This is a genomic window from Micromonospora zhanjiangensis (assembly GCF_042650605.1).
Classification (GTDB): domain Bacteria; phylum Actinomycetota; class Actinomycetes; order Mycobacteriales; family Micromonosporaceae; genus Micromonospora_J; species Micromonospora_J zhanjiangensis.
The window spans coordinates 248,056-266,774 of the sequence record NZ_JBHSBN010000002.1 but is presented as its reverse complement, the minus strand read 5'-3'; the positions used below and the strand labels follow the sequence as shown (position 1 = coordinate 266,774).

Here is an 18,719-nt window from a genome sequence, read left to right as displayed (position 1 = left end):
CGTCTCACCCGTCCGACTCCGCCCGAAGAAATTGAACCTCGTGGCTCGACCATCGGCCGGATCCGGCGTGGGACGATGCGGCGTGCGAATTCTTGTGGTGGGTGGAAGCGGCCTCATCGGAGCCCATGTCGTGACCGTGCTGCGCGAGCGGGGGCACGATGTCACCACCGTGGCGCGTACCGCCCGACCCGGGATCGAGCACGTCCTCGACGTCGAGTCGGCCTCGGTGGACGAGCTGCGGCCACTGCTCGCCGGCCACGACGGGGTGGTGTACGCGGCGCGCTCGGACGAGCACCGGGTGCTCCGCAAGCCGATCTATCCGGAGTTCCGCCGGGACATCGTCGAGCCCGTGGTACGCCTGCTCACCGCCGCCCGCCAGGAGGGTCTGACCCGGTCGGTCGTCATGGGCTCGTACTACACCTACTACGACCGGCTGCGGCCGCAGTGGCGGCTGGCGGACCGCCACGCGTACATCCGGTGCCGGTTGGAGCAGGCCCGGGAGGGCCGCGCGGCCGCCGGGCCGGACCTGCCGGTGTCGGTGCTCGAACTGCCCTTCGTCTTCGGCCGGGCCGGTGACCGGCTGCCGAACTGGGCCGGTCCGTTGGAGCGCTGGGCCCGGTCCCGGTCGCCCCTGGTGGCCCCCACCGGCGGGACCGCCGCGACCTCGGCACGCAGCGTGGCCGTCGTCGCGGTCGACGCCCTGGAACAGGCCCGTGGGGAGGACATTCCGGTCGCCGACGAGAACCTCACCTGGAACGACATGTTCGGGCGCATCGCCACGACGGTCGGCCGGCCCCGGCGGGTGGGCCGGCTGCCCGCCGGCGTCGTCCGGGCCGCGTTACGGTCCGGCGGCCTGGCGCAGGGCCTCGGTGGGAAGGAGTCGGGTATCAATCCCACCCATCTCGCCGACGTACTGCTCGCCGAGCTGTTCATCGAGCCGACCACCGGGCGGCCGCTGGAACCGGCGTTCCGCGACACCTTCGTGGACCCGGCGCCGTCCGCCTAGCCCGACGGCGCCACCGGACCGTCGGTGCCGGCCGGTACACCGCCGTGTCGCCGGCTCAGCGGGGGCACGGTGCGAAGAAGCCGATCCACACCCGCACCGGGGACGCGTCACCGACCTGGATGTCGAACGGCACGCACCGCTTCCCCTTCACCTGGAAACCGCCGATGTACGCGGTGTCCCGGTAGGGGCAGCCGTGGAAGGTCACCGACTCCGCCGGCGAGTAGGACCAGCGTTGACCGTAGCTCAGGCCGGCGTACGTCCGGGCTTCCGGACCGACGGTGACGGTGACCTCCGCCCCGGCCCGGACCTCGGCGCCGAGCTTGTAGTTGCCGTCGTCGTCGCCGTAGCCGTAGTCCGCCGGCCAGGCGTTCGCCCAACCGCGCAGTCCGGGCCAGGTCAACGGGCCCACCGTCACGTCGTTGGGTGACGGCGTGACGGTGACGTCCATGTGCGGCTCCTCGGTAACGCACTGGATCGAGCGCGGCATGCCCGCGCTACCGGCCGCGGGATCGGTCCGGTCCGGTCCCGACGGCAACTCCGACGCGGCCGTCTCCGACGCGGGCAGCGGCCGACCGCCGCCGGCGGCGCCGCACCCCGCGAGCAGGACCAGAACCACGAGCGCGGCCCCGACGGTACGCAGGCCGCGGCCGGCTGGTCGCCGACGGCGGTGTCGCGGGTCGGCGGCTGGAACCGCTGCGGGCGGAGAGACGGAGTGGCCGGCCATGTTCGGATCTTAGGCGCGATGGTCGGTCAGGTGGCGTCCACATTGAACCTTTGTCGCCCTGGATCGCGCGGCGCCCGAGTCAGCCTCCCGGACGACCGCGCGCGGTCAGGCGATCCTGGGGCCACCGGCACCGGCACCCCGAGGCCCGTGGCTCACCGCCGGGCCGACGGCAGGCGCCGCGACGGTGGGCGCGACGCCCAGGAGAGCAGGGCCAGCGCGGCGAACGCTGCGGGCGGGACGAGGTTGCCGACCGGCCGATGCATGGCCAGGTGCGAGGCGCACGCGCCGAGCATATTGATCATCACCCCGGCGTACGCCCACTCCTTCAGCCGGGGCAGCCGGGGCGCCAGCAGCACCACTGCGGCGAGCAGCTTGGCGCCGCCCAGGATGGTGGCCAGGTAGCCCGGATACTCCAGGTCGATCATCGTCGGGTAGAACGGCGCCATCCGAAACAAATCCATGGCGCCGCCCACCGCGCACTCGCCGACCACCACGGCCGTCACTATCCAGTACGTGAGGATCCGCCGCCGGCTCCGTCCTGAGTTCTCGTCGTCGGACTCGGCGGACGGCGTCCGTCCCATCATCCGCCGCGTCATCGTTCGTCGCGTCATCGTCTCTCGCGTCATCGGAACCACCCTCTATCGATACGGCTCCGTACCTCTAATATGTGTACGGTAGCGTTTCGATGGAGGGACGACAATGGCTGGTCCGCCGATTTCCCGGGGCGCCGGGGCGCGGCAGCGGGTGCTGCGGGCCGCGCTGGAGGTGCTCGACGCCGACGGCCTGGCCGGCTTCACGATGGAGGCGGTCGCCCGGCGCGCCGGCGCCAGCAAGGCCACCATCTACCGGCACTGGTCCGGCACGGGCCCGCTCCTGATCGACGCCATGGACGCCACCTTCCGCCCGTTCCCCACGCCGGACACCGGCCGGCTGGCGACCGACGTGGCGCAGATCCTCGGCGCCTTCGTCACACTGCTGGAGAACGCCCCGTTCCCGCGCCTGCTCGCCGCGTTCATCGACGCCGCCGAGCGCGATCCCACCCTCGCGGCCCTGCACGCGGACCTGACCCGACGCCGCCGCGAACCGCTGCTCGTCGTACTGGCCCGGGCCCGCGACCGTGGTGAACTCCCCCCGGACGCCGATCCGGAACTGCTCACCGACCTACTCACCAGCCCGTTCTTCTACCGCCGCTTCATCGCGCACCGGCCCGTCCCGCCGACCCTGGTCGACGACGTCATCGCCCGGGTCCTGCCTCCGGCCAGTAACGGCTAGCTCGAACGAAATTGGTGGCAATCAGCACCCCGTCCGTTACACTTGCTGCAGTTGGAGCAGTTGGAGCAGATAGGGGTGGCCGTGACAGACCTGCTGATGCGTGACGCCGAGGCTCTTCATCGTGCCTTGGCCGAGCCCGGCAACGAGGTGCACGTGGAGCTGTCGCGGGAGACGGCCGAGTTGGTGTCGCGGTTGGTTGATGCCCGGGCACACGGCGAAGAGATCATTGTTTCGCCGGCAAACGCCGAAGTCAGCCCGACGGAGGCGGCGGTCATGCTGGCGATGTCCCGGCCCCAGGTTCGAAAGCTGATGGACCGCGGACTGCTGGAGTCGCGCAAGGTCGGCACCCACCACCGTATCCGCGTCTCCTCGATCAGGGTGTTCCTTGAGGCGGAGCGTGGGCGCCGGCGCGAAGCGATGGCTGAGTTGGCTGCTGTGCAGAACGAACTCGGACTGACTGGATGAGCGGCGCCATTGGCGAGGCCGATCTGATCCGGGTCGTCCTCGCCGACGCGAACGTGCTCTACTCACGCGTCCTGCGTGATTATCTGCTCTACGCGGCTGACCAGGAAATCATCGCCATCGCATGGAGTGCGCAGATCCTCACCGAGGTCACGGAGCACCTGATGAAGAACGTAACCGGCTTCGACCAGGCAGCCGCCCAGCGACTGGTGGAGGCGATGAACCGCGCCTTCCCCTACGCGGAGGTGGAGCCTGACGAGAAGCATTGGCACACGCTGGCCGAGGTGCCGCTCCCGGACGAAGACGACCGCCACGTCCTGGTTGCCTGCCACGCCGCTGAGGCAACGGTGTTGTGTACCTCGAACACCAGGGACTTCCCGGCACATCTTGTTGAAGCTCTCGGCTGCGAAGTGCTCACTCCGGACCAGTTGCTCAGCCGGCTCGTGATCGAGTACGAGCAACAGATGCTTGCCGTCCACCGGACGGCCGTCGATTCACTCAAGGGCGCCACCGACGAGTCGACCGTCACGGCGCTGAAGAGAGCTGGTGCTCCAACGACCGCCGGCCTGATCACGCGCCTACTCGGAGATGAATGACGAGTTGAGGGGCGCACGGTCGGCGGCAGACCGTACGGCCGATCATGCGCGCTTGTCCAGTTGTTCGAGCCATTCGCGCACCGCGGCGAGATCGGCGTCGGCCAGTCCCAGAGATGAGTCGACGCGGTGCAGCAATGCTGGCTCTGCGTGGTGTGCGGCCACCCATCGTCGGTCGGCGTCGGTGCTTTCGTCATCGAGCCAGACGAACGGGCGTCCTGCCGCCCACCGTGTCAAGGGTGCGGTCTTCCAGTGCACGCCGGGCGGTGGTTCCTCGTCGGTGTCGGGCCAGTTGACGAAGGGCAGGACGGGCAGATCGAGTCGCGGAGCGACGACCTCGTTCGCCTCGGCCGTCCAGGTGCTCGCCCAGACCAGGTCTCCTCGTAGGGCGAGCAGACGACGACCGTCGTCGGGGTCGAGGCGATCCAGCAGCGGGTTCCCGGAGTGGTCGGGCTCGTTCCGCGTGCCGCTACCGGAGCGGCGACCGGCGCCGGCCGGGCGGGCCCGGAATGGGATGAGCACCCCGTCGATGTCCACAAAGATCAGCGGTCGCGCGACGCCCACAGACATGATCGGACCGTATCGTCGACCGCCGGCACCCTTGAGCGTCTGCTCGCCATTGCCTCCGCGCGGCCGGCCTTCGGAGCGGACCACGGTCGGTAACCTCCTCGATTACACTCTCGCCCGTCGCGATCGGAGACGGGGGAAACGTGGACGACGGTCAGCAGCATGCGCAGAGCCCGGTTCAGCCACCTCAACCGGCCGATCCGCAACCCACGCGGCCGGGCGGCCGGCGGTGGGTCCTCAGTGGACTGCTCGTGGTGCTGCTCGTCTGCGGCGGCCTCTGCGGTGTCGGCCAGCTCATCACCAACGTGGTCAACCAGGACGACTGGGAAGGGCTTGGCCAACCGGTGCCGGCGTCGTCGTTGCCGGCCTCGCCGAAGCCGACCTGGCTGCGGCCCAACATCTTCGGCAGCGGCGCCGACGAGCAGATCCGGTACGACCTGGAGCAGCAGGTGCTCTCGTCGGCCGGGGTGCAGAAGCCGACGACGAGCCGCTGCGCCAGCCAGGGGCTCACCGCCGACCGTGCCATGACGTTCGACTGCACGGTGACGTACGCCGGACAGGCCGTGGTTTTCACGGTCGAAACCACACCGGCCGGCTCCAGCGTTTTCGAGTGGAAGGCAAAGGCACCGCGGACCGTGATCACCAGGGACGGCCTGCTGGCGTATGTCCAGCGAAAGTACGGCAACTCCGATCCATCCACGGCGAGCTGGTCCGACCTGCGGTGCGACGAGTTCCCGGAGATCGCGCTGGTGCCGACCGACCAGGATCTTCCCCAGTTCTGCTACGCCAAGGGCGAAGGCCACCAGAAGACCAGTCGGATCCGAATCAGGCCGGACGAGGGCGGTGAGCCGGGCCTGCTCACGGAGGACCAGTAGTGTCGGCGAGTCAGCTCGGGCAGGGGGCAAGCGGTGAAGCAGTTTGCAGTCGTGGTCGGCGCGGGCTCGTTCAGATCGGACGACGCCGGCGCGATCCGGTTCCCGCACCGGTGGACCGCTGAGGGCGTCACGATCGAGGCGGACTTCACGGGGGCACACCTGTTGCACCTCGCCGCGGCCGGGTGCGTCCTCAACGACATCTACCGGGAGGCGGGCGACCTGGGGATCTGCATTCACGGGGTACGGGTGTCGGCCCAGGGTGCCTTCGACCCGCAGACATGGACATCGAGCGGCATCACCTACCAGGTCGAGCTGAACTCGCCCGCGTCCGCTGAGGAACTCGCCGTACTGCTGGACCGGGTCGACGAGGTCGCCGAGATCCCCCGGGCCCTCCGCGAGGGAACGACGGTACGGAGAACCTGACTCGTCCCTGGCCGTGAAGCACATACCGATTGGACGTTGCGTGGCCGTCCCCGGATCACCCGGCTCGGATCGGGAAACCACGTCGCCAGTCTCGGAGTCTTCGACGCGCTCTCCCGCTGCCGACGGCACGGAGTTGCCCATGCTGGTCTTCGAGCCCGGCGACGGCAGGCAACCACGCGCCGGCATCGTGCTGTTCCATGGCGGTGCCCTGCGGGCGGGATCGACCGACGGGCTCGCCCCGCACGGCCGGAAACTCGCGTCGCGCGGAATCCTCGCGGTCTCGGCCGGGTACCGGCTGCTCGGTCGCGGCGCTGCCAACATCGACGACTGCGTCGCCGATGTCCGGCTCGCCGTCGAGCAGTTCGCCCGGCTGGCGGCCTCGCGCGGACTCGAAACGTCGCACCTGGCCTCGGGTGGCAGCTCGGCCGGTGCCCATCTCGCGATGATCGCGGCGATGACCCCGCAGGCGTCCGCCACCGCATCGGAGCCTGGCGTCGCGGCCGTGGTGGCGCTCAATCCCGCGGGGACGGATCTGCGCTCCGTCGAGCCGGCCGCCCGGCGCCGGCTCGAACAGCAGATCGGTGTCGCCGCGGGCAGACTGATTGAGTACTCGCTGATCGAGTTCGTCCGGCCGGGGAACCCGCCGACGCAGATCCACCACGGCACCCTCGACGAGGTCGAGCCGATCGGCTCCGTACGGCAGTTCCGGGACGCGATGGTGCGCTCCGGCAACGAGTGTGCGCTCCTCGAATACGAACAAGCCGGACACGGATTCCACTACCCCGGCAGCAGCCAGCACTTCGACGACGTCATCGACGCCACGGCGCGGTTCCTGCTCGACCGGATCGCGACGAAGTGAACGGCGCTTACCCCTTCTCCCTGTACGGTTTCCGGTCGCGCCAATCGACGATGCCCGCTGAGGCACGCCGACCGCCCCGGCCAGGAGAGATCAGTGCCGCCTGGTCAGATCGACGAACGCCTGCCAGCTCCGGCGGCTGAAGTGGAGGGTGCCACCCTCCCGGTCGTTGGTGTCGCGGACGTGGACCACCCCTGGAAGATTGTCGGCAACCTCGACGCAGTCACCACCGTTGCCACCGCTGTAGGTGCTCTTGCGCCACCGCGCTCCGGTCATGTCCATGAACGTGCCACTTCCTTCAAGAGTTGCCACTCACGAGGGGCACTGCCGCACGGAACAGTCAGTACCGCTTCGCCAGGTCGACGAAGGACTGCCATGCCCTAGGGGCGAAGTTGAGGGTGCCGCCCTCTCTGTCCTTCGTGTCTCGGACCAGCACGACGCCGGAGAAATTGTCGGCGACCTCGACACACGAGCCGCCGTTTGCGCCCGACTTGCTGGACTTGCGCCACTGAGCGCCGTTGATGTCCATCACTTCGCCGCTTTCTTGATCAGGTCTAGAGATTGGTTCGCAGGGAGGGCCAGACTCCGGACCTGCTCCCACGATTGAGCAAGCCTAGCAACCTCTGCCGGGTCATCGACGAATTGCGCGTTGAGCTGGTTGTCAGCGTGCGCCGCTCGCCGGCCGTCCGGCAGTTCGGCGACGATGAACTGACCAGCGAGCCCGACGTACAGCCCCACGTCGCTCGGGACGACATGGATCTGCGCGATCTCGGCCTCTGCGCAGTGCGCGAGGTGCCCTAGCTGTTCCCGCATGATCTCAGGCTTTCCGGGCACCTGTCGACGCAGTGCACCCTCGTCCATCACGGCGACAAGCTGGGGCGGTGCGGCGCGTGTCAGGATGGCGTGCCGCTTTATGCGCGCGGCGACAAGTTGGTCAATTTCCTCCACGGTCCACCGGCCACTGGGCAGCGTCGCCCGAGCGTAGGGCTCGGTCTGCAACAGCCCCGGGACGTACGCCAGCTCGAACCAGTGCAGGGCAATCGCCTCGCGCTCCCATTCGATCCACTCGCGCAACCACGTTGGCTTGCGGCGTCGTAGAACGTCTGGCCAAAGGTCCCCGATGTCCTTCCGCAGGACAGTCGCAACTTTCAACCGCGTGCGGGGGTGCGGGATCCGGCCTCGGGACAGCCACCGCGCCGCCGTCTTCGGATCCACTCCAACCTGGGCAGCCAGGGAATCAGTGGTCTCTCCGGCCTCTGCCATCGCCGCACGCAGTGCCTCGCTCATGTGTGCTCCTTTGGGGACTCCTCGGATTCCTCAGGACCTTATCGTCACGACCTGTAAATATCCCATCACCCAATAGGAGGGTTTCCTCAGCGGGACCGCTCGGGCCTCAGGGAATGCAACGTGGCAGGCCGAACTGCGAACGGGCGGGACCGCGGGGGTCGGTCCGGGCTCCTCACGGATCGACCCCCGTCCAGTCGACGCGAAGGATGGTGAGACATGTGGTCAAGCAGGCTCCGGCGGCTCCTCGACCGGCGACGGAGGCGGCGCCTCCCCCGGCGTCGACCCGGCGGACCGCCGCCGGCACTGACGACCGCGCAGCGCAGGGGGTACGGCAGTGACTGAGCAGGCCATTCAACCGGCCGGCGGGCCCGATCTCACGTACCCCGTACCGCTGGAGGCCCATCGGCCGCGCAGGCCGATGTGGTCGTGCCGGGCCTGCCCGCAGCCGTGGCCGTGCGCCAGCGCCCGCCTGCACCTCAAGGCGCGGTACGACAGCGACCCGGTCGGCCTGTCGATCCGGATGGCATCCGAAATGGCCGAGGCGATGAAGGACCTCTACCGGCTCAACCCCGACGACGCGCCGGGACCCCGGGTGATGTTCGACCGGTTCCTGGTCTGGCCGCCGTTCAAGCGGCCGGTCATCCCGACGCCGGACCTTTAGGCTTTCCTCCCGAACGGACGAGGCCCCGGCATCCTGGCGGCAACCAGGAGCCGGGGCGTCGTCCGCGTCTGACGAAGCCGCTGTCGATGCGTCGCGGCGGTAGCGGTTCCGATTTCGGCGCCACATCAAAAATGTAGTAGCTACTACGAATTTGATGTAGCGCCAAAATCAGTACCGCTGCCCGGCGCCGACGCCGCCCGCGTTGGCACGCGCGTCGCCACTCACCCGGCCGCGGCACCGCGCGGCACGGCCCGGCAACGCCCGGCGCTCCGCGGCACCGCACCGCACCGCGCCGCACCGGGCGCCGAGGGGTCAGCCCGACCGCGGCGGCGGGTCGGGTGGGCCCACCGCGAGGGGGTCGGCGTCCGGCGTCGGGTCGATGGTGCGGCGCGGGCCGGTGAACCACTTGCGGGCCGAGGCGAACCACCAGACGCCGACCAGCAGCAGCATCCCGCCCACGGCGATCGGCGCGTAGTTGACCGCGGACCAGCTGAAGTCGGCGTTGCCGGGCACGCCCGCCGGCACGATCGGCAGGATGAAGTAGATCGAGATGATCGCGATCTCGACCACCGCGATCCAACCGAACAGTTTCGACTTGGACCCGAGGGTCCACGGCCCCGGCTCGAACCGGTCGCCCATCCGCAGCCGCAGCGCGATCGGGATCAGGAATGCCAGGTAGAGGCCGATCACGGCGACCGAGACCACGGCGTAGAAGGCGACCGGGACACCGGCCTTGCTCTCGTAGAGCGCCGGCAGGGTGAGCACCAGGCCGGCCACCGAGGCGGCGATGATGGCCTTGACCGGGGTGCCGTTGCGGTCGACCGAGGACCACAGCCGCCAGCCGGGCACCGCCCGGTCCCGGCTGAACGCGTACGTCATCCGGCTCATGCTGGTCACGCAGCTCATCCCGCAGAAGAACTGGCCGATGGTGGAGATGATGATGACCGCCTTGTAGAAGAACGGCGTCAACGCGGTCTGGAAGATCGCCCCGGAGAAACCGCCGGCGTCGTTGATCGCGTCAACGTCGGTGGCGGCGAACAGGAACGCCAGCAGCAGGATCCAGCCACCCACGGCCGAGTAGAAGATCGACTGCCAGAGGCCCCGCGCCGCCGCCTGGGACGCGCCGCGGGTCTCCTCGGAGACGTGCGCGCAGGCGTCGAAGCCGGTGATCGTGTACTGGGTGAGCAGGAACCCGAGCGGCAGCACGTAGAACCAGAACGTCCAGCCGCCGGTGCCGCCGTCGCCGAAGCCGGAGTTGTTGAACCGCTCGGTGAAGACGAACTGGAAGCTCTGGTGCCGGTCCGGGACGAAGACCAGGATCGCCACCACGGCGGCCGCGCCGGCCACGTGCCACCAGACCGAGACGTTCTGCAGGACGTCGATGATCCGGTGCCCGAAAATGTTGATCACGCAGTGCAGGGCCAGGATGATCACGAACAGCAGGAACGCCTGCCGCAGCGTTCCCGCCCACCCGTCGAACAGCGCCGACAGCGTCAGGTTCAGGAACGTCGCGCAACCGTAGTCGACCGACGCGGTGACGGCCACCAGGCCGATCAGGTTGAACCACCCGGTGAACCAGCCGTGCGCCGGGCGGCCCATCTTCGCCGCCCACCAGTAGATGCCGCCGGCCGTGGGATAGGCGGAGACCAGTTCGGCCAGCGAGAAGCCGATGATCAGGATGAACAGCGAGATCAGCGGCCAGCCCCAGGCGACGGCCACCGGACCGCCGTTGTTCCACGCCTGGCCGAACGTCGTGAAGCAACCGGCCAGGATCGAGATGATCGAGAACGAGATGGCGAAGTTGGAGAAACCGCTCCACTTGCGGCGCAACTCCTGCTTGTAACCGAGTTCGGCCAGCCGCCGGCTGTCGTCGTCCATCGGCTGCTCGGCCGTGCTCGCGGACGTGGTGGTCATCGCACACCTCCTGCGAGTCAGGTTCGTGCGGCACAGTGTCGACCTCCACGATCAAGCAGGTCAATAGCCCGAGCCGACCGGCCGGCGATCTTTCGGCCGATGACCAGCGCCGACGCGCGGATTCGGGACGGGACGGGCCGTTGGTCCCTGGTGGCCGCGGCGCGGGGTGGCGGATCGTCGAAGGAGGCGCAACGGCGCGGTCCACCGGGCCGTCCGTCGCGGGCGACGGATCCGTCCGTCCGGGACGAGGGGAGATCGGGATGTCCGAGAGAACGACCACCATCCGCCCGGGTAGCGGCAAGCCGTGGTGGCGGCACCCGAACACCGCGGCCCTGCGCTGGATGTACCGGACCGGCCGGCCGAACCGGTTGGCGGCCGGGATGAACCGCTTCGGGAGTCTCCTCGGCGCGTACGGCGTCGGGCCGGAGCGCATGGTCGCCCTGGAGGTGCCGGGACGCCGTACCGGTCGGATGATCTCGCTGCCGGTGGTCGTGGCCGACCACCAGGGCGAGCGTTACCTGGTGTCGATGCTCGGCACCGGCGCTGGCTGGGTGGCGAACGTCCGGGCCGCCGAGGGGCGGGTGACCCTGCGGTACCGGGTGCGCCGGCCGGTCCGGCTCGTCGAGGTCCCACCGGCCGAGCGCGCGCCGATCCTGCGCCGCTACCTCGAACTCGCGCCGGGCGCCCGGCCACACGTCCCGGTCGACCGGCGGTCGGCCCTGGCCGAGTTCGAGCGGATCGCCGCGCGGTACCCGGTCTTCCGCATCGAACCGGATCCGACCGCCGAAGCCGGGCAAGCCCACACCGGGCAAGCCCACACCGGACGGGCCGGCACCGGTCAGTCGGGCCCGGCGGGCTGGTTCCGGCGGCGACGGAACAGGTAGCGGCCGGTCAGGGCCACCACCACCAGCAGCAGCACCGCCCCGGTCGCGGCCAGGCCGGCCCGCAGGCCGGGCGGCTCGAAGGCGCAGCTGATCCGGTCGGTCCCCGGGGTGACCGGCACCGCGATCAGCCCCGCCCAACTCTGCGGCGTGGACCAGTGCCGCCCGTCGGTGCTGCACCGCCAGCCGTCGGACAGCGTGGTGGACAGCACCGCCATCCCGGCGGTGCCCGGGGGCAGGTCGGCGTCCAGCCGGTTACCGTCCACCCGGACCGACCGCGCTCCGGTCCTGGTGAGGTCGTCGACGGCGGCGGCCAGCCGGCCCTCGTCCAGGCAACCGGCCCAGCGCGCGGGCAGGGTGCCGGCCCGCCGCAACCGCAGCGTGCTGGTCAGTCGCCCGTCCCGGCCCGCCGTACCGAGCAGGGCCGTCCCGCCCTCGGCCCGGACGGCCGCCGGACCGGTGCTGAAGACGCCCCACAGCTCGGGGGTGGCGGCGTACACCGGTTGGCCGGGGCGGCAGGCGACGGTGAGCGTGACGTCGGTGTCGGCGGGCAGGTCGCGCGGTTGGTCGGCGGGCAGCCGTTCGGTCCGGCCGCCGAGGGTGAGCGTGCCGGCGGGGAAGGTGTAGACGTCGTGGCCGAGGGCGGCCTGCTGCCGTACCAGTGGTGATCCGCCGGTGCCGGGTTCGGCCCAGACGTCTGCGTGGACGGTGACCAGCGGCGGCGCCGGTTGGCGGCGGACCGTCGCCCGACCCTTGGCGGGGAGCACCCGGGCGCCGACGGCGAACAGCGCGTCCAGCACCGGACTGGCGTTGGGCAGCACCACCCGGTTCTGCACCCCGAACCCGAACGCCTTCAGGGTCTGGTAGGTGGACCCGGGGATCAGGCTGCTGTAGTAGCCCGTGCCCTCGCCACCGAGCAGCATCGGGTCGTTGCGGCTGAGCATCGGCGCGCCGGGGTCGGTGCGGTGGCGCGGGAAGTCCGCCGCCTGCGCCACGGCCGCCCGGCGCTGGTCGTGAGCCGGTCCCCAGGTCGGGATCTTGTACCAGATCACGTCCCGGCGCTGGTCCGTGACGATGGCCGTGACGGTCTGTTCCGCCGTGCTGGTGAACACCACGAGGAGCGCCAGGGCGGCACCGACCGCCGTCCGCCAGCGACCGGCGCCGCCGGCCAGCGCGCGCGTGCCGAGCAGGACGGCGACGACGACCAGCAGGCTGGCCGCGAGGACGAGCCAGGCCCGGGGGTGGACGAATTTCCCGCCGTACGTGCCGGCGGCGAGCGCCGCGACGACGCCCGCGCCGCCGGCCAGGGCCGGCCATCGGGGCAACCCGGCGGCGACGGCCTGCCAGCCGGCGATGAGCAGGACACCGCACAGCACGAACGCTTCCCGGTACGAGCTGCCCTGCGGTTCGTCGAACAGGTGCCAGGCGGTGACCGTCGGGGTCCAGCGGAACGACGCGACCAACGCGACGACCAGCACCAGCCACCCGATCCGTGCCCGGGCCGGGACGCCCCGGTGCCACGGCAGGGTCGCCACCAGTACGAGCCCCAGCGTGCCCACGTAGATGCTGGCGCTGAAGCCGACCCCTTCGGTCGCCGGCAGCAGCCGGGACAGGAAGTCGACCCAGGGAATCGGCGTGAACGGCTGGTTGACGACGGTGGACCCGGCCGCCTGCTTCGCCGCGAGGTACGTCGGCAGCAGCAGCGGCAGCACCGCCACGATCCCGCACAGCACCGTCCCGGCGAACCGGCTCAGCGCCAGCGCCCGGTCCCGCCAGGTCGTCCGCTCGATCAGCAGGCCGCAGAGCAGCACCAACCCGGCGGCGATGGTGGCCATGTAGGCGGTGTAGAAGTTGGCCAGCCACCCGTAGCCGGCCACCAGCACGCCCAGCAGGAACCGGCGGTTGTCCCGGCGCCACCGGCCGACCAGGCAGAGCAGCGGGAACAGGATCAGGCCGTCCAGCCACTGCGGGACGTACGCCGCGTCGTCGACCGCCCAGCCGCAGAGCCCGTACCCGGCGCCGAACAGGCCGAGCAGCCACCACCGGCCGCGCCCGGTGGAGCGCAGGAAGGCGACCATTGCGATCGCGGCCACCATCATCTTGAGCAGGATGACGACGAACAGCGCGTCGTCCATCCGGTCGCGCGGGAACAGCAGCACGAGCAGCGAGAACGGGCTGGTGGCGTAGGTGTAGAGATCGGGCAGGAAGGAGACGCCCCAGCCGCTGCGCCAGTTGACCAGCAGGCCGCCCTCGGCGTGCCCGAGCAGCAGGTCCCGCAGGTAGCCGTGGATCGGCACGGACTGGTCGCCGAGATCGTTGGTGCTCCGGGTGAGCGGCCCGAACGGCACGGTCCGCCGGTAGTTCCCCGAGACGCAGAACGCGACCGCCACCACGAGTGCGGCGAGCGGGTACGGTGCCCACCGCCGCCACCCGCGTACCGGTTCCGCCGGCGCCGCGACCGCCGGCGCCGCGTCGGTCGGGGTGGCGGGTTCCGCGCCGTGGGTCGTCCGCCCGTCGGTCCGCACCGCCGGGCCGGCGGTCACCGCAGCCGCCGCGTCGACAGTCCGGCCACGTCCTCCCCGGACTCCCTGGCCCGCTGGCCGGCCACGCCGACGTCCCGGGTCAACGGAACCTCGGTCTCCCGGATCAGGTAGTGCGGGCGGCGCTTGGTCTCGTAGTAGATCCGGCCGACGTACTCGCCGATGACGCCGAGGGTGGTCATCTGGATCCCGCCGAGACCGATGACGCTGGCGATGATGGTCACGTAGCCCGGGGCGTCGATCCCGTGCACCACGGCCATCCCGATCACCCAGATCATGTAACCGACGGCCACCGTGGTGAGCAGCAGCCCCATGTAGACCGCCCCGCGCAGCGGCCGGTTGTTGAACGAGAGCATGCCGTCGAGGGCGTAGTTGAACAGCTTGCCGATGGTCCAGCGGCTCTTGCCGGCCTGCCGGGCCTCGTTGGCGTACGTGAAGGTGGCCGTGTTGAACCCGATCCAGGCGTACAGGCCCTTGGAGAACCGGTTGTACTCCGGCAGGCTCAGCAGCGCCTCGACGGCCCGCCGGGACAACAGCCGGAAGTCGCCCGCGCCGTCCACGAGTTCGACGTCGACCCAGGCGTTGACCAGCCGGTAGAAGGCGCGGGAGGCCAGCGTCCGGACCAGCTTGTCGCCGCGCCGGTCCCGCCGGGCGATCACCTGGTCGAAGCCCTGCCGGTGCAACTCGATCATCGTCCGCAGCAGCTCGGGCGGGTGCTGGAGGTCGGCGTCCATGATCACGACGGCGTCGCCGGTGGCCCGTTCCAGGCCGGCCAGCATCGCCGCCTCCTTGCCGAAGTTGCGGCTCAGCGAGGTGTAGCGGACCTCGGGGTGCCCGGCGGCGAGGTGCCGCAGCACCCGCAGCGTGCCGTCGTCGCTGCCGTCGTCGACGAAGACGATCTCGGGCTCGACGTCGTCGCCCACCGCGGCGATGGTGCGGCTCACCGCGTCGTAGAGCCTCTCGATCGAGGCTTCCTCGTTGTAACAGGGAATCACCAGGGAGAGCCGCAGCGGGCCGGTCCGTGGGGGCATGACGGTCTGCTCAGCCACGGTCGGCATCGTAGTACGAACCGCCGGACGGGTATCGACCGCTCCCGGTCCGCCCGCCCCGGCAACCAGCGGACCACGACGGCTCAGTCCAGGTCCACCACGAGGCCCGGCTCGGCGACCGACACCGGTCCCGGGTAGGCACGCCGGGCCGCGGTCACCGCCGCCCCCGGGTCGGTGCCCGGCCACAGGTGGGCGAGCAGCACCCGGGCGACCCCGGCCGCGGCCGCGTACCGGCCCACCTCGGCCGCGCTGGACAGGTTGCCGGCATGCCGGTCGGGCACCCGGTCCGGGTAGGTGGCGTCGGCCAGCAGCAGGTCGGCGTGGTCGGCCAGCGCCACCAGGTCCGGACTCGGCCCGGTGTCCCCGGTGTACGCGAACACCCGGCCACCGCCCAGCAGCCGCAGGCCCGCGTTGGTCTCCCAGTGCGGCAGCAGCCAGGTACGCGCCTGGAACGGCCCGATCGGGAACGCGTCCCCGGGGGTGAACTCGCGCAGCTCGTAACTGCCGTCCAGCAGGCCCGGTTCGTCGACGGCGAGCAGCCGGTCGAGGCTGCCGGTCGGCGCGTACACCGGGAGCGCCGGGCCGTCCCGGTCGGTCAGATTCCGGGTACGCAACAGCGGCTGCAGGTCGGCGCAGTGGTCCGGGTGCGCGTGGCTGACGTACACCGCGTCCACCGCCCACACCGGCCAGCGTTCGAGCAGCCGAGGCAGCGTGGCGTAACCGGGGTCGACCAGCAGCCGGGTGTCCTGGAACTCCACCAGGTAGCCACCGCATCCCTGGTGAACCGTGGGGAACGCGCCCACGCCGCCGAGCACGGTGATCCGCATCCGGCCGATGGTAACGGCCGGCCGCCGGGCGGACGAGTCCCCGGCCGGCCGTCCGGCGTGCCGACCGGGGAGGACCACGCGGACGAGTGCGGCCGTCAGGCCAGGGCGAGCCCGAACATCCAGGCGACCGCGATGCCGAGCCCGGCGCCCAACTCGATCAGGATGGCCAGCCCGGCGGCCTTGACCGCGTGCTTGGTGGACGGCCAGGCCAGCCGCGAGTCACCGAGCCGGGCCCACTCGGCCAGCCAGACGCCCAGCACGAACCCGAGCGGCAACCCGATCACCGGTACCACGAAGAAGCCCACGATGCCGAGCACCCCGCCGGCCACCATCGACAGGGTGGGCACCCCGGTGCGTTTGAGGGCCCGCCCCGGCCAGGCGAACTTGACCACCGTCCCGCCCACGGCCAGCACGGTGGCGACGCCGAGCACCAGCCACCGGCCCCACCCGCCGGCGCCGAACACCGCCCAGACCAGGACGCCGAGCCAGCACAGCGGCAGGGCGGGCAGGCCGGGCAGGACGATGCCGGCCAGGCCGACGACGATGCACAGCCCGGCGAGGAAGTTGACCAGCGTGTGCGTCTCGGTCAGGTCCACCCGGTCAGCCTGCCGCAGAGGTGGTCGACCTGTCACGTCCGCCGAGTCGGGCGGTGATCTCCTCGGCCGGCACCGGCGCGCCGAAGAGCCGCCCCTGGCCGGTGTCGCAGCCGAGCACCCGGAGCCGGTCGGCCTGGCCGCCGGTCTCCACCGCCTCGGCGGTGACCGAGAGGTCCAACGCGTGCGCCAGCCGGACCAGCGCGTCGACGATCCGCTCGTCCACCAGGGCCTGCGGGTCGCCGGACCGGAGGGACTCGACGAACTGGCCGGCCAGCTTCAGCGAGTGGATCGGCAACCGGCGCAGGTACGCCAGGTTGGAGTAGCCGGTGCCGAAGTCGTCGATGGCCAGGCGTACCCCCAGGGCGGCCATCCGGCGCAGCGAGCGGACCGGCTCCCCGCTGGTGGCCATCACCGCGCTCTCGGTCAGCTCCAGTTGCAACAGCTTCGGCGGCAGGCCGGTGTCCCGCAGCACCGCGCCGACGGCCGTCACGATGCCCGGGTCGCTGACCTGCCGGACGGCGAGGTTGACGCTGACCACCAGCGGGGTGTCCGGATACTCCCGCGCCCAGCGGCTGCCGTCCCGGCAGGCCTGCTCCAGCACCCACCGGCCGAGCGGGACGATCATGCCGGTCTCCTCGGCCAGCCCGATGAACCGGTCCGGACCGAGCAGCCCCAGCCGCGGGTGCTGCCAGCGCACCAACGCCTCGACGGCGCAGACCGTGCCGTCCGAGAGCGCCACGATGGGTTGGTAGTGGACGGTGAACTCGTCCCGCTCCAGGGCCAGCGGCAACCCGGCGGCCAGGGCCGCCGCGGCGCTGTCCCGGGCGCTGCGCTCCGGGTCGTACACCGCCCACCGGCCGCGGCCGTCCCCCTTGGCCCAGTAGAGGGTGGTGTCGGCGGCCCGCATCAGCTCCGACGAGTCGGTGCCGGCGACCGGGCACTCGACGATGCCGATGCTGGCCGTGACGGCCAGTTCGTGGTCGCCGAGGCGTACCGGTTCGGCGACCACCGCGAGGGCCGCGTCGGCCACCGCCACGACGTCCCGCTCCGCCGTGCTCGGGTCGACCAGGATGACGAACTCGTCACCGCCCATCCGGGCCACCAGGTGGCCCTGACCGGCGACGCAGTCGGCCAACCGGCCGGCCACCACGACCAGCAACCGGTCCCCGAGGTCGTGTCCCAGGGTGTCGTTGACCGCCTTGAACCCGTCCAGGTCCAGGAAGCACACCCCGACCCGGCGCTCGGGTGACGGGTCGGCGAACACCCCCGCCAGCCGTTCGAAGAACAGGGTGCGGTTGGGCAGACCGGTGAGCGGGTCGTGCAGGGCCTGGAACCGCAGCCGCTGCTGGAGTTCGTACCGCTCGGTGATGTCCTCGACCATGGCCACGGTGAACCGGGGCCGGCCGTCGTCGTGCCGGATCAGGGACACCGCCAGGTCGGTCCAGACCGGCCGGCCGTCCCGGCGGTAGTAGCGCTTCTCCACCCGTACCGCGTCGCGCTTGCCCTCGATCAGCTCGCGGTACAGCTCCCACATGCCGGCGGCGTCGTCCGCGTGGAACAGCGCCGCCACGTTGCGCCGGCGCAGCTCGGTCTCCGAGTAGCCGAGCATGTCGGCGAACGGCTGGTTGACCTCCAGGATCCGGCCGTCCAGGTCGGCGATCCCGATGCCGATGGCGGCACCGGTGAACACCGCCCGGAACCGGGCCTCGCTGTCCCGCAACGCCTGTTCCACCGCGTCCCGGGCCTGCCAGGCCGACCGGGCGATGCGTTCCTGCTGGGTGAAGGTGCGGTCGCGCAGCGCCCGCGCGAAGCCGGCGGACAGCCGCCCCTGCAGGCCCGCGACCCGGTCCCGGCCCGCCCCGCCCGGCGTCCGGTCCGGCAGTACGGCGGGCAGGAACTCCTCCCCCAGCGCCCGGACCGACCAGTCGAGCATGTCCGGCTCGGTGAGCGGCAGCGCGACCAGTGCCTGGCCCACGCGGTACGCCGGACCGGCGTCGAACGGCTCGGCCACCAGTGCCCGGGCCAGGGTCAGGGTGTGCGCGTGCAGTAACCGTTCGACCTCGGCGGAACTCATCGGCACGAACCCGAGCCGGGCCACCGCGTGCGCCCACCGGGCGGCGTACCGGGCGGCGCCCGGCTGGTCGAACCGCTCGCCGGGCGTCGGCGCCGGTGGCGGGGCGGACATG

21 protein-coding genes are annotated in these 18,719 nt (G+C 71.2%); 9 read left to right on the top strand and 12 right to left on the bottom strand.

Annotated features, from left to right (window positions below):
- Nucleotides 1-40: 40 nt before the first annotated feature.
- Nucleotides 41-1,006 carry an NAD-dependent epimerase/dehydratase family protein gene (locus ACFOX0_RS04340; RefSeq protein ID WP_377542170.1) on the top strand — a complete coding sequence of 322 codons (966 nt, stop codon included), beginning with the start codon at nt 41-43 and terminating at the stop codon, nt 1,004-1,006.
- A gap of 55 nt (nt 1,007-1,061) precedes the next feature.
- Here the strand turns inward: ACFOX0_RS04340 and ACFOX0_RS04335 are convergent, their stop codons facing one another.
- Together ACFOX0_RS04335 and ACFOX0_RS04330 are read right to left on the bottom strand one after the other, a co-directional pair.
- Nucleotides 1,062-1,454 (bottom strand): hypothetical protein, encoded by a 393-nt coding sequence (locus ACFOX0_RS04335; RefSeq protein ID WP_377542169.1) that lies wholly within the window; start codon nt 1,452-1,454, stop codon nt 1,062-1,064.
- Between the two features lie 428 nt (nt 1,455-1,882).
- Nucleotides 1,883-2,356, bottom strand: a complete 474-nt coding sequence (locus ACFOX0_RS04330) for a DoxX family protein (protein WP_377542168.1) — start codon at nt 2,354-2,356, stop codon at nt 1,883-1,885.
- Nucleotides 2,357-2,429: 73 nt separating this feature from the next.
- Between ACFOX0_RS04330 and ACFOX0_RS04325 the strand changes: the two genes are divergently transcribed.
- Genes ACFOX0_RS04325 through ACFOX0_RS04315 form a run of 3 tightly spaced genes read left to right on the top strand, consistent with a single transcriptional unit; the run spans nt 2,430 to nt 4,060 of the window.
- Nucleotides 2,430-3,002 (top strand): TetR/AcrR family transcriptional regulator, encoded by a 573-nt coding sequence (locus ACFOX0_RS04325; protein WP_377542167.1) that lies wholly within the window; start codon nt 2,430-2,432, stop codon nt 3,000-3,002.
- A 51-nt stretch (nt 3,003-3,053) separates the two neighbouring features.
- Nucleotides 3,054-3,467, top strand: coding sequence for a helix-turn-helix domain-containing protein (locus ACFOX0_RS04320; RefSeq protein ID WP_377542166.1), 414 nt, complete (start codon nt 3,054-3,056; stop codon nt 3,465-3,467).
- A complete protein-coding gene (locus tag ACFOX0_RS04315; RefSeq protein ID WP_377542165.1) occupies nt 3,464-4,060 on the top strand; it encodes a PIN domain-containing protein in 597 nt (198 codons plus the stop codon). Before ACFOX0_RS04320 ends, ACFOX0_RS04315 begins: the two co-directional genes overlap by 4 nt.
- Nucleotides 4,061-4,102: 42 nt before the next feature.
- On the opposite strand, the gene ACFOX0_RS04310 is transcribed toward ACFOX0_RS04315, so the two are convergent.
- Nucleotides 4,103-4,627: an HAD domain-containing protein gene (locus ACFOX0_RS04310; protein WP_377542164.1), complete on the bottom strand. Its 525-nt coding sequence runs from the start codon at nt 4,625-4,627 to the stop codon at nt 4,103-4,105.
- A gap of 248 nt (nt 4,628-4,875) precedes the next feature.
- Between ACFOX0_RS04310 and ACFOX0_RS04305 the strand changes: the two genes are divergently transcribed.
- The 3 genes from ACFOX0_RS04305 to ACFOX0_RS04295 are packed head-to-tail and all read left to right on the top strand — an operon-like array spanning nt 4,876 to nt 6,781.
- The gene (locus ACFOX0_RS04305; protein WP_377542163.1) at nt 4,876-5,499 is read left to right on the top strand and encodes a hypothetical protein; all 624 of its coding nucleotides are present in this window, start codon (nt 4,876-4,878) and stop codon (nt 5,497-5,499) included.
- A 33-nt stretch (nt 5,500-5,532) separates the two neighbouring features.
- Nucleotides 5,533-5,922, top strand: a complete 390-nt coding sequence (locus ACFOX0_RS04300; protein WP_377542162.1) for an OsmC family protein — start codon at nt 5,533-5,535, stop codon at nt 5,920-5,922.
- Nucleotides 5,923-5,962: 40 nt separating this feature from the next.
- Nucleotides 5,963-6,781, top strand: coding sequence for an alpha/beta hydrolase (locus tag ACFOX0_RS04295; RefSeq protein ID WP_377542161.1), 819 nt, complete (start codon nt 5,963-5,965; stop codon nt 6,779-6,781).
- A gap of 90 nt (nt 6,782-6,871) precedes the next feature.
- On the opposite strand, the gene ACFOX0_RS04290 is transcribed toward ACFOX0_RS04295, so the two are convergent.
- The 3 genes from ACFOX0_RS04290 to ACFOX0_RS04280 form a co-directional block, all read right to left on the bottom strand.
- Nucleotides 6,872-7,054, bottom strand: coding sequence for a DUF397 domain-containing protein (locus tag ACFOX0_RS04290; protein ID WP_377542160.1), 183 nt, complete (start codon nt 7,052-7,054; stop codon nt 6,872-6,874).
- A gap of 64 nt (nt 7,055-7,118) precedes the next feature.
- On the bottom strand, nt 7,119-7,301 hold the full coding sequence (locus ACFOX0_RS04285) for a DUF397 domain-containing protein (protein ID WP_377542520.1): 183 nt from the start codon (nt 7,299-7,301) through the stop codon (nt 7,119-7,121).
- A gap of 5 nt (nt 7,302-7,306) precedes the next feature.
- Nucleotides 7,307-8,065 (bottom strand): helix-turn-helix domain-containing protein, encoded by a 759-nt coding sequence (locus tag ACFOX0_RS04280; RefSeq protein WP_377542159.1) that lies wholly within the window; start codon nt 8,063-8,065, stop codon nt 7,307-7,309.
- 334 nt (nt 8,066-8,399) lie between these two features.
- On the opposite strand from ACFOX0_RS04280, the gene ACFOX0_RS04275 reads away from it, so the two are divergent.
- Complete coding sequence (locus tag ACFOX0_RS04275) at nt 8,400-8,726, top strand: hypothetical protein (RefSeq protein ID WP_377542158.1); 327 nt, start codon at nt 8,400-8,402, stop codon at nt 8,724-8,726.
- Nucleotides 8,727-9,038: 312 nt separating this feature from the next.
- On the opposite strand, the gene ACFOX0_RS04270 is transcribed toward ACFOX0_RS04275, so the two are convergent.
- Entirely contained in the window at nt 9,039-10,640 is a 1,602-nt protein-coding gene (locus ACFOX0_RS04270) for an amino acid permease (protein ID WP_377542157.1), read from the bottom strand.
- 260 nt (nt 10,641-10,900) lie between these two features.
- Here ACFOX0_RS04270 and ACFOX0_RS04265 point away from each other — a divergent pair, with 260 nt between their 5' ends.
- Entirely contained in the window at nt 10,901-11,524 is a 624-nt protein-coding gene (locus ACFOX0_RS04265; RefSeq protein WP_377542155.1) for a nitroreductase family deazaflavin-dependent oxidoreductase, read from the top strand.
- On the opposite strand, the gene ACFOX0_RS04260 is transcribed toward ACFOX0_RS04265, so the two are convergent.
- The 5 genes from ACFOX0_RS04260 to ACFOX0_RS04240 form a co-directional block, all read right to left on the bottom strand.
- A complete protein-coding gene (locus ACFOX0_RS04260) occupies nt 11,479-14,064 on the bottom strand; it encodes a YfhO family protein (RefSeq protein WP_377542154.1) in 2,586 nt (861 codons plus the stop codon). The two genes, ACFOX0_RS04265 and ACFOX0_RS04260, sit on opposite strands and share 46 nt — an antisense overlap.
- Entirely contained in the window at nt 14,061-15,092 is a 1,032-nt protein-coding gene (locus ACFOX0_RS04255; RefSeq protein ID WP_377542519.1) for a glycosyltransferase family 2 protein, read from the bottom strand. Before ACFOX0_RS04255 ends, ACFOX0_RS04260 begins: the two co-directional genes overlap by 4 nt.
- 101 nt (nt 15,093-15,193) lie before the next feature.
- Nucleotides 15,194-15,937 (bottom strand): MBL fold metallo-hydrolase, encoded by a 744-nt coding sequence (locus tag ACFOX0_RS04250; RefSeq protein WP_377542153.1) that lies wholly within the window; start codon nt 15,935-15,937, stop codon nt 15,194-15,196.
- Between the two features lie 95 nt (nt 15,938-16,032).
- Nucleotides 16,033-16,533 carry a DUF456 domain-containing protein gene (locus ACFOX0_RS04245; RefSeq protein WP_377542152.1) on the bottom strand — a complete coding sequence of 167 codons (501 nt, stop codon included), beginning with the start codon at nt 16,531-16,533 and terminating at the stop codon, nt 16,033-16,035.
- A gap of 4 nt (nt 16,534-16,537) precedes the next feature.
- Complete coding sequence (locus ACFOX0_RS04240) at nt 16,538-18,718, bottom strand: putative bifunctional diguanylate cyclase/phosphodiesterase (RefSeq protein ID WP_377542151.1); 2,181 nt, start codon at nt 18,716-18,718, stop codon at nt 16,538-16,540.
- Nucleotide 18,719: the final 1 nt, after the last annotated feature.